The following is a 10,792-nucleotide window of genomic DNA, read 5'->3' on the forward strand; positions in this document are numbered from 1 at the left end:
CGTGAACCCGCGGCCGCGGGCGGCGTCGCGACGCTGACCGCGCGGGCGCTGCTGGAGGGCGTCGAGCCGGGCGGCGGCACCGCGCTGACCGCCGCGTTCGAGCGGCTGGGCGCCAGCCTCTACGCCGCCGCCGACCTGACCGCGCTGCGGATCGCGCTGGACGTCCCGGTGACGCGGCTCGGCGCGGCCCTGGAGCTGTTCTCCTCCGTCGTGCGGCGGCCCGCGCTGGACGACGCCGACGTCCGCCGTCTCGTCCGCGAGCGGCTGGAGGAGATCGCGCAGGAGGACGCCGACCCGGGGGCGCGCGCCACCCGGGAGCTGCGCGCCGTCATGTTCCCGGCCGAGGCCCGCGCGTCCCGTCCCACGGGCGGCGACCGCACCTCCGTCGGCGCGCTCCAGGGCGCGGACGTCCGCGCCTTCTACGGGTCCGTCGTGCCCGCGGAGGCCACCGCGGTCGTCGCCGGTGACCTGGCCGGAAGCGACGCCGACGAGGCCCTGTCCGGCGCGCTGTCGAGCTGGGCGGCCACCGGCGCGCCGCTCGCCACCGCCGACCGGATCATGCCGGAGTCCGCGGCCAGGATCGTCGTCGTCGACCGTCCCGGTTCCGTGCAGACCTACCTCAGCTTCGGGCACGGCATTCCCGACCGGTCGCACCACGACTGGCCGTCGCTGATGGTGGCCTCGCACGTCCTGGGCGGCGGCCTCACCTCGCGGCTGAACGCGGTGCTGCGCGAGGAGAAGGGCTACACCTACGGGATGCGCGCCGGGCTGCTGCGGATGCGGCACTGCGGACTGTTCATCGCGCAGGGCGCCGTCCACACCGAGGTCACCGCCGACGCCGTCGCCGACGCCCTCACCGAGCTGCGCGGCGTCCTGTCGCGCGGCATCGACGCCGAGGAGCACGGGTCGTCGGTGCGGGCGCTGGCCGACCGCGCGCCCGCCGAGTACGAGACCGCCCGCTCCGTGGCCGCCGAGCTGGCCGACGCGTCCGCGAGCGGCCTGGGGGCCGACTACCCGAGCAACTACCTGGCGGCCGTCCGCGCGTCCACACCGGACGGTGTCGCGAACGCCTACCGCAAGCACGTCGACCCGGAGGCGCTGACGGTCATCGCCGTGGGCGACGCGGAGCAGATCCGTGAGCCCTTGGAGAAGCTCGGCTACGCCACGGTCACCGTCACCGCCAAGGAGGACTGACCCAGAGGAAGGACGACGTCCTTCCGCGCGCGCTCGGCATGGCCCACGACTCGGCCATGCCGGGCGCGATTTCTTGAGAACGTACCGGTTTCTCGCTGAGTGTTCGCAGTTGACCGTGAACCGATGGCATGGTGGATTCCGTCTGACATGTGCGAGGCGATGGCCTCGCGGTCCGGAGAGGGGAACGGCCGGTGTCCTACGGGCAGATGGCAGGCGGGTACGGAGCGGGAGGCCCCTCAGTCGACACGATCCTGTCGGAGCCGAACTGCCGGCCCGGCGGAGTGGTGGCCGGGAAGGTGCACCTGCGCGGTGGCGGCGTCCCCGTGGAGGTCCGGCACGTGACACTGGCGCTCATGCCGCGCATGCAGGACGGCCACGGCGGCGAGACGGCCGGGCCCGAGGTCTACCGGGGAGCGCTCACCCGCGGGTTCCGGCTGGAGGCCGGGCAGCAGCGCGACATGGCGTTCTCCATCCCGCTCCCCTACGAGCTGCCCTTCACCACCGTCCTCGGTCACGAACTGCCGGGCTTCACCATCGGCATGTGCACCGAGGTCGACGTCGCCGGCCTGCCCGACCCGGGCGACGTCGACCCGATCTCGGTGGAACCGCTGGAGTCCCAGCAGTGGGTGCTCGCGGCGATCGCCCGGCTCGGCTTCCAGATCACCAACGTGACGTTCGAGTCGTCCAAGCTGCGCGGCGTGGCCCAGCAGCTGCCGTTCCACCAGGAGATCCACCTCGTCCCGCCTGCCTCGCACCAGGGCCGCCTCGGCAAGGTCGGGCTGAGCTTCGTGGCCAGCCCCCACACCATGGCGTTCGTGCTGCGCGCCGAGGACCGTTCCACCCCGTCCGACGAGTCGTTCGGCGTGTTCAAGGTCGGGCACGGCGAGGCCGCGGAGACGGACTGGAACGGCAAGATCCTCCAGTGGCTTGAGGCGGCGGCCGCCCTGCCGCGCGCCGCGTCCGGCCCGCCGCCCGGACAGGCTCCGTTCGCCCCCGCGGGCTCGCCTCTGCCGGCGCCCGGACAGCACCAGAACCCGCCGCCTCCCGGCGGACCGGCGGGCTTCCCGCCTCCCCCGCCCGGGGTGCAGCCGGCCGCCGCCTCCTACGGCGGGCCCGGCGACTACGGACGGCCCGGCAACGCGCAGTTCCCACCGCCCGCGCCCGCCCCCGGCCAGGCGCCCGCCCCCATGCAGAACCCGGGCCACGGACACACTCCCCCTCACGCCCCCGCCCCGAGCCACGGCGCACCGCCCCTCCCCGGCCACGGCGCACCGCACGTCCCAGGGCCCGCCCCACACGGCCCGGGATACGCGCCACAGGGTTTCCCACCCGCGCCTGGATATCCGCCTAGCCACGGCGGAGCACCCGCCCACTCCCCCATGCCCGGCCATGTACCGCCCCCTGCGCACGGCCCGATGCCCGGTGGCCCGCCGCCCGCACCGGGGACCGTGCCCCCACCGGCGCCTGGGACCGTCCCACCGCCGGCACCGCCCGGCCCGGGATATCCGCCCGCCGCCCACCACGGCGGCCCGCCGCCCGCGCCTCCGGGGCCCGCCCCGTACCCGCACGCCGTCCACGGGCATCACGGCCCGCCGCCCATGCATCACGGCCACCGGGGTCACCTCGGCGCCGGCGTCGCGGCGGCCGGCCTGATCGGCGGTGCCGCCGCAGCGGGCATCGCCGGAGGCATGGCGATCGGCGCCGTGGGGGACGCCGCCGTCGGCGCCGCCGGGTTCGCGCAGAACGTGGCGGGTTACGCCGCCGGCGTCCCCGTCGACGCGTTCGGCAACGCCGTCGCCGGATACGCCGGGCAGGTCGCCGGGGACTTCGCCGGCGGCGTGCTCGGCGACGTGGCCGGGGGCGTCGTCGGAGACTTCGCGGGCGGCGTCGTCGCGGACGCGGCGGGCGGCGTGCTCGGCGACGTCGCGGGCGATGTCGCCGGTGACATCGCGGGCGGCGTCGGCGAGATCCTCGGCGGCCTCCTGGGCGGTCTGTTCGGCTGAACCTGCCGGGAAATGCCGGGCCTTTCGGACGAGATCCGCCGCCCTCTCGGCCAACGCCGCCCGGGGTGGTTATCGTCGGTAGGCAGACCGCCCTCAGAGGAGCCACATGACCACCGTTGTCCTGGTCCTGCTCTGCCTAGCGATCGCCGGCCGCGAGCTCTACCTCGCCTCCGACAAGCGCCTTCCCCGAGCGCAGGCCGAGCTGCGCGAACTGCGCGCCCAGGTGGCCGAGCTGTCCAAGCGGCACGAGGCCCTCAAGGCCGAGGTCGCCGCGGTGGAGCCGGCCGGCATCTCCATCCCGCAGCCGCCGCCCGAGGGCAGCCCCGCCGAGGTCCTCGACCGGCTCGAGTCCGTCGGCGGGCGCGTGGAGCACTTGGAGAAGGAGGTCGGCGAGATCACCACCGAGCTCACCGGCCTCGACCTCGACCGCGACGCCCAGCGCGCGCTGGCCCGCTCGCTCGACGCGGTCGAGCGGGACGTCACCGAGCTCAACCGCGAGATGCTCGACCGCCTCGACCGTCAGGAGGGCATCGTCACCGGCGTCCTGCTCAGCGAGGACGGCGAGTCCGAGTCCCTGCTCGCCGACGCCTACGAACGCTGCGCCACCGAGTACGGGCTGCGCGTCCGCGTCCGCGACCAGAGCTCGGCGAGGGCGGGCGACGGCGCGCACTGGGGCACCGCCTACCACCTGTCCGGGCGCAACCCGGACGAGCTCGCCGACGACATGTTCTCCTACGTCCGCGGCCTGTACGACTCGCAGGATCCGTCCGGCGTGGCGGGGCTGCTCACCGAGCTCGCCCACCTGCGCGGCGGCGGCGTCGCCCGGTTCGGCGCGTTCACCGCCGTCCGCACCGGCGGCGGGCTCGTGTGCGGGCTGCTCCCCGACCACGGCGAGCTCCCCGAGACGGTCGGTCCCGGGGAGCTCGCGGACCGGCTCCGCGCCCTCCCCGACGACCTGCGCTGCGACCTGAGCTGGCTGCGCGCCGAGGACTGATCAGGGCCGGACGAACCGCGGCGGCGCCGTGCCCGCCCGGTCCACCCGGAACGCCAGCAGGCACCGCGGCGTCCGCGCCGCGTCGATCTGCAGGCACAACCCGAGACCGAGATCGGGGTCGACGAGCACGACCCGCCGCAGACCGCGCAGCGTCCGCCGCGCGCGCTCGCGCGTCTCCTCCCGCATCGTCTCGGCCACCACCCGTCCCGCGAACCGCCACAGCGCCGCCGAGTCCAGCACCCGGACCCCCGCCGACGCCAGGTTCGCCACGATCACCACGCCGGTGTCGTCGTCGCCCGACCCCGCGGCCGCCGCGGGCGCCCCGTCCCCCGGCAGGTCGCGCGGCTCCCGCGGCCCGCCCACCGCGCGGTGGTAGCGCAGCGGGTCCAGGGTGTCGATGACGAACGCCCCCTCGTACGGCCGGGACGCCCGCGCGGGCCCCGCCCGCCCGGCGGGCCGCCGCACGGCCAGGTGGGCGCTGAGGTCGAACACCATCCCGTCGTCGTCCAGCCACGCGGGCAGGCCGAGCCCAGCGGCGGACGCGCGGTCCAGGCCGTCCATGGCGCGCCACAGCTCGTCCGTCCGGCGCGACAGCGTCGCCGCCATCCCGAGCCCGGGGAACGCCCCTTCCAGCACGGCCAGGGTCGCCCGCCACGTCGAGCTCCCGACGAACTCCGCCACGAACGCGTCCGCCAGCGCCTTGCGCCGTCCCGGATCGGCCATGGGCCCGGACGCGGCCCGCTCCGGCGCCCTCCTGCGCCCCGGCGCGCTCGCCGCGGCGGGGCGCGGCTCGGCCACGTCGGGCACGGTGACGCCCGGCTCGTCCCGCACGTGCCGCCCCGACGCACGCCCCCACGTGGCGCCCGTCGGGATCGACTCGCCCTGGGCCGGTGGAACACCGGGCACGAGCGGGTCCTCCTTTGCGGGCGGCCACGCCCCGGGACCGGGCGGCTCGGCACCGGACGGCCCGGCGGCCCCCGGTGCCGTCTCCTTGGAGGCCGACGGCGTACCGCTGAACGGCCCTGCCGGCGGTTCCTCGGAGGACGGCGACGATCCGCTGGACGACGTACCGGACAACGAGGACGCCCCTTCACTCGGCTTGGACGCGGACGGTGTGCCACTGAATCCCGCACCCGGAGAGGAACCGGACCCTAGCGGATCGTCCGGCACCGGGGCCCCTCCTCCCGGAGATTGCGTTCCACCTCGGGACGACTCCCCCAGGACCGGCGTCCACGAGTCAGAGCCGCTCCCGCCGGAGGAGCGCCCCTGAGGGGAAGGCGCCAGCGGATCGTCCGAGAACGACGACCCCGATGCGGCAGGCGTGACCGATGACCCCCAGCCCGGCTCACCCGAGACCGGCACCCACGGATCGGCCTCCGCCTCCTGCGAGGAAGCCACGGGCGCCTTCTCACCAGGAGCACCGCCGCTCAGCGACAGAGGCAAGGACGGCTCCTCCGAGACAGGCGTCCAAGGATCGTCCTCCGCCCCAGGGGGAACCTGAGGCGACGCCGAATCACCACGACCCACGTGCTCGTCCGAGAAGGGAACCCAAGGCTCGGACGACTCCCCTTCCCCACCGGGCCCCGTCTCGGACGGCGGCTTCTGGGAGATCGGCGCCCTGAAACGCACGGTAGGCGGCCGACCGACCGCTCCTCCACCAGAACCCGCCCCCGACCGCTGACCCGGCGACCCCGCACCCTGCGGCGGCACGTCCGACCCACCAGAGGCGGGCGACACGGACGAACCACCGGACGACGCGGAACCCCGCGGATCGTCCGGACGCGCACCCGACAATCCGGCCGCAGACGACGCGGACGAACCAGACGGGCGGGGCGGCTGCTGCGACAACGGACCACCCGAACCCGCCCCCGACCGCTGACCCGGCGACCCGGCACCCCGCGGTGGCACGTCCGACCCACCAGAGGACGACGACGCAGACGAACCAGGCGAGGGCTGCGAAAGGGAGCCGCCCAGGCCAGACGAGCGCGGAGGCTGCTGACTCAGCGGACCCTGCGGATCGTTCGGGCGCGCCTCCAATGCCCCGGACGCTGGCGACACGGACGAACCGGGCGGACGCGGCGGCTGCTGCGACAACGGGCCACCCGAACCCGACGCCGACCGCTGACCCGGCGACCCGACACCCTGCGGTGGCGCGTCCGATGCACCAGAGGACGGTGACGCGGGCGAACCGGGCGGGGTCTGCGATAGGGAGCCGCTTGGACCAGATGGGCGCGGGGGCTGCTGGGTCAGGGGGCCGCCGGAGCCTGCGGTGGACGGCGTGGCCGGCGGTCGCGCGCCCTGCGGATCCTTCCCCGGTGCCCCAGGCGCGGGCGACGAGGACGAACCAGACGGGCGTGGGGGCTGCTGGGTCAGGGGGCCGCTGGAACCTGGGGCGGGCGGCTTGCCGGGTGGGGTGGCATCTTGCGGGTGTGTGGCCGGCGTTCCGGGTGTGGGTGCGGAGGGCGGGCCGGGCGGGGTCTGCGACGGGGAGGCGCTTGGGGCCGGCGGGCGTGGCGGCTGCTGAGTCAGGGGGTCGACGGGGCGTGTGGGCGTCGGGCCGCTGGGGGACGCGGGTGCCTCTCCGCCTTGGGGAGTGCGCGGCTGGGGCAGAGGGCCCCTGGAGCGTGCCGTGGGCGGACGGCCGGGGGGCGAGGGCGCGCTCGGTGGCTTCTCCGGTGGGTGGCCTTCTGAGGCTCGCGCGGGCGCGGGCTCTTCGCGCGTGGGCGGGGCCGGGGGCCGGGGAGCGTCAGAGAACGGTGCCCACGGTTCGGAGGGCACTCCCTGTGGAGGGCGCGTTCCAGAAGGCGGACGTTGTGACGAGCCCAGAGCGGGCGGGGGCTCGGACGGGTTTCCGAATGCTGTGGGCCGTTCACCGCCCGGCGGGGTCTGTGGTGCCGGGGCGTTGGGCGGGGGTTGGGCCACTGGGCCCCTGGAACGCGCTGTGGGCGGACGGCCGGGTGGTGGGGACGGCGGCCCACTCTGGGGGTCCTGGGGGCGTGGAGGGTGGGCCAGAGGGCCTCTGAAGCGCGCTGTGGGCGGACGGCCTGCCGGGTGTTGCGGTGTCCCGCCCGGTGCGGGAGGGGCGGGCGGACGGGCCTCCGGGGCGGGGGGTGGAGTGCCACGGCGCAGAGGGTCGTCCGAGAAGGGGGCCCATGGTTCGGAGGCCACCCCGCGCGGCGCGGGCGGCTGGGCTTGGGGTGGTGGCCCGGGTGGGGTTGGAGGCACCCCGGGAGGGGGCGGCGCGCCACGTTCCGGGAACGGCGACCAGGCGTCGGGGGGCGTCTGGGGTGGGGGCGGGATCGGCTTGTTCGCCGCGCCCGCCGGTGGGGCTGCGCGTCGTGGCGGGAACACCACGTCCTCGCGCGTGGCCCCCGGCGGGAGCTGGGACGCGGAAGGGCCCGGGGCCGGTGACTGGGGCGGCAGGGGCATGCCGTCGTGCCGGGTGACTTGCGGTGGTGCGGTGGGGGCGGGGCCGCCGGGACGGGGCGGCGGGCCCGGTGGCGGGGTGTCCTTGGGGGGCGGGGGCTCGGCTGGGGTGTGCTTCCCCGCCACGAGGACGTCGCCGGGGTACGGGCCCGGGCGGGGCCGGGGGGCCTCGTCGTCGGGCTCCGGGGATCCGGAGTCCTCGGGTTCGGGGCTTGGACGGTCACGCGGGCCGAATCTCACGCCATCGATCCTGCGCCGAGAACAAGGTCATCGGCAAGGCGATCGGCGATCATCGGCGTGGGCTCGGCGTGCCGAACAGCAGCGCGCAGAGCGCGTCGAGCCGGTCGGGGCCGTCCTCGGCGGGGTGGACGGTGAGGATGGGCTCGGCGGGCGACTCCAGGCGCAGCCGGACGTGGATCTCGCGGTGCACCGGGTCACCGGTGCCCTGGGCTGCGGCGATGTCCTGGAGACCGACGCGGACGAGCTGCGGGAGGTCGATGGTGAGGGGTGGTTCGCCGGTGCGCAGGCCCTCCAGCCAGAGGTCGAGGACGCGCCGGGCGAGGCCGTTGAGGAGGCGGCCCCAGGGTTCGAGGAGGTTCGGGGGGACGTTCTCGGTCTCCAGTTCGGGGAGGCCGAACCGGGCCAGGCCCTTGGTGGTGAACCAGAGGCCGTCTGGGCCGGAGGTGTGCGGGAGGAGCATCCAGTCGGTGAGGCGGATGCCGCCGCCGGGGCCCGGGAGGGAACGGTCCAAGCGATCCTGGGTGAGAATCTGGGGCGTGAAGACGTCGACGACGGGGGCGGACAGCGCGGCGCCGAGGACTCCGGCGACGGCGCGGGCGGCGAACTCGTGGGCGGGCGGCCAGCCCGGCCGGTAGGCGGCGCGGACGGCGACCAGGTGGGTCGCGGCGCGGACGGCGGCGAGGTCGGCCGGGGCGGCGCCGTAGGCGGCGAGGAGGTCGGCGGGCAGCGGCGGGAACCGGCCGGCCGGACGCTGGTCGAGGGTGAGCATCGGGCTGTCGAGCATGCCGAGGACCAGGTCGCGCAGCGGCGGCGCGAGACGTCGGCGGACGTGCTCGTGGGCCAGCAGGCCGGGGTCGGCGACCGGCGCGGCGAGCGCGACGGCGTAGGTGCCGTAGAGCGTCTCCGGCACGGGCAGCGTCAGATGCTCCCCCAAATCATCCCCCGGTGGGCTCGGCACGGTCCGCACATCTCCGATCAGAGCCGACGGGGGCCGGGGAGAGGATCTGGCGCAGAGGCGACAGTTATCTCCCAGGCCGGGGAGGCAGGCCCACGACCACGGGAATCAGCGCGTCAGCGGGTGTTCGAACCAGACGACTTTCCCGTGGTCGGTGCGGTGGGTGCCCCACCGTTCGGAGAGGTGGCTGACCAGGTGCAGTCCGCGTCCCGATTCGTCGGTGGCCTCGGCGTGGCAGAGCTGCGGGAGTTCCTGGCCGTCGTCGTAGACCTCGCCGAGCAGGGACCGGCCCTTGACGAGCCGGAGGCGGATGGCCCCGGCGCCGTGGACGAGGGCGTTGGTGACGAGTTCGCTGACGAGCAGCTCGACGGTGTCGGTGATGGCGTCCAGGTTCCAGTCGGTGAGCCTGCCGGCGACCTGCGCGCGCGCCCGGGGCACCATGCTCGACTGGGGTTCCAGGTCCCAGGCGGCGACGTCGTCCTTGGCGATGCCGTCGAAGCCGACGGCGACGATCGCGATGTCGTCGGCGGGGGTGGCGCTGCCGAGGGAGTCCAGGAGGGCGTCGCAGGTGTCGTCGAGGGCGGGCGTGGCGCCGGTGAGCTGGGCGCGCATCTCCTCCAGCCCTCGGTCGATGTCGCGGTCGCGGCGTTCGAGGAGGCCGTCGGTGCACAGGACGAGCCGGGAGCCGTCCTCGACGTGGATCTCGACGGTCTCGAACGGCTCGCCGCCGACGCCGATGGGCACCCCGGCGGGGACGGGCAGGACGCGGGACTCGCCGCCGGGCGACACCAGGACGGGTGGGACGTGCCCGGCGCCGGCGATCCGGCAGGTGCGCGCCACCGGGTCGTACACCGCGTACAGGCAGGTGGCGAGGTAGTCCTCGCCGAGCCGGCGGGCGAGCGCGTCGAGCTGGCGCAGCAGCCGGTCGGGCCGCATGTCCTGGGCGGCGAGGGTGCGCACGGCGGTGCGCATCTGGCCCATGATCGCGGCGGAGGTGAGGCCGTGCCCCATGACGTCGCCGACGACGATGCCGAGCCGGCAGCCGGGCAGCGGGATGGCGTCGAACCAGTCGCCGCCGACCTGCGCGGCCTGGCCCGCGGGGCGGTAGCGGTAGCACACGCGCGCCCCGGCGACGTCGGGCGGGTCGTCGGGGAGCATGCTGCGCTGGAGTTCCTGGGCGGCCTCGACCTCGCGCCGGTAGAGCCGGCCGTTGTCGATGCACAGCGCCGCGCGGCGGGCGAGCTCGTCGACCATGGCGAGGTCGAGCTCGTCGAAGCCGGGCCGGTCGGGTTTGCGCAGCAGCTCGAAGGTGCCGAGCACGCGGCCGCGGGCGATGAGCGGGACGACCAGCAGGGCCCGGCCGGTGAGCAGGGGCCGCAGGTCGCGGTCGCCGAAGGAGGCGGAGATCTGGGCGGCGCGCTCGCGGTCGACGTGCGGAATGTGCACGGGCCGGGCGGTCCGCATGGCCTCGACGGACGGCGTCAGCCGGCGCAGCAGCAGTTTCTCGTCGCCGGGGACGACGTCGGCCCACCGGCCCGGCTCGTCGTTGTGGACGACGGCGACGCGGCGCATCAGCGTGGTCTCGTCGACCTCGTCGGCGGGCGGGGCGGAGTCGGCGACGACGCGTTCGAGGAGCTCGACGGCGGCGAGGTCGGCCAGCCGCGGCACGGTGACCTCGGCGAGGGTCCGGGCGGCCTGGAGGTGGCAGAGCGAGCTGCCGATCTCCTGGCCGGCCTCGCTGAGGAAGGCGAGGGGCTCGCGCACCGCCACCGTCTCGCATTCCCGCCGGGCGCGCCGCCCGGAGCGGGCGCCGGGGCCCGCGGGCGGCTCGACGGCGGGCTCGGCGGACGGCTCGTCCCGCCCATGGCCGTCTCCTTCCCCTCTACCGCCGTCCCGCGGGGCGCCGTTCGGGAGGTCGTGGGGTACCGCGGGGCCCGCGTCCGGGGTCGGCGCGCCGCAGCGGCCGACGGTCGCCGCGCC

General features: G+C 75.9%; 6 protein-coding genes. 3 read left to right on the forward strand and 3 right to left on the reverse strand.

Annotation, left to right across the window (positions count from 1 at the left end):
• The 3 genes from E1291_RS33460 to E1291_RS33470 all read left to right on the forward strand — a co-directional run.
• A partial coding sequence (locus E1291_RS33460; RefSeq protein WP_131742081.1) for a M16 family metallopeptidase occupies positions 1-1,194 on the forward strand: 1,194 nt, incomplete at its 5' end.
• Positions 1,195-1,385: 191 nt separating this feature from the next.
• Complete coding sequence (locus E1291_RS44785; RefSeq protein ID WP_131742082.1) at positions 1,386-3,197, forward strand: sporulation protein; 1,812 nt, start codon at positions 1,386-1,388, stop codon at positions 3,195-3,197.
• 106 nt (positions 3,198-3,303) lie between these two features.
• On the forward strand, positions 3,304-4,191 hold the full coding sequence (locus E1291_RS33470; RefSeq protein WP_131742083.1) for a hypothetical protein: 888 nt from the start codon (positions 3,304-3,306) through the stop codon (positions 4,189-4,191).
• Here E1291_RS33470 and E1291_RS33475 read toward each other — a convergent pair whose 3' ends face one another.
• The 3 genes from E1291_RS33475 to E1291_RS33485 all read right to left on the reverse strand — a co-directional run.
• Entirely contained in the window at positions 4,192-5,097 is a 906-nt protein-coding gene (locus E1291_RS33475; RefSeq protein WP_131742084.1) for a hypothetical protein, read from the reverse strand. It lies immediately after the preceding gene.
• Positions 5,098-7,906: 2,809 nt separating this feature from the next.
• A complete protein-coding gene (locus E1291_RS33480) occupies positions 7,907-8,791 on the reverse strand; it encodes a hypothetical protein (RefSeq protein ID WP_242614541.1) in 885 nt (294 codons plus the stop codon).
• Between the two features lie 129 nt (positions 8,792-8,920).
• Positions 8,921-10,792, reverse strand: a 1,872-nt coding sequence (locus tag E1291_RS33485) for an ATP-binding SpoIIE family protein phosphatase (protein ID WP_131742085.1), incomplete at its 5' end; no start/stop codon positions are given.

It is taken from the genome of Actinomadura roseirufa (assembly GCF_900659635.1).
Lineage (GTDB): Bacteria > Actinomycetota > Actinomycetes > Streptosporangiales > Streptosporangiaceae > Spirillospora > Spirillospora roseirufa.

Excerpts from the sequence above, each read along its gene's own strand:
- E1291_RS33470 (WP_131742083.1), top strand. The coding sequence starts at position 3,304 with ATGACCACCGTTGTCCTGGTCCTGCTCTGCCTAGCGATCGCCGGCCGC.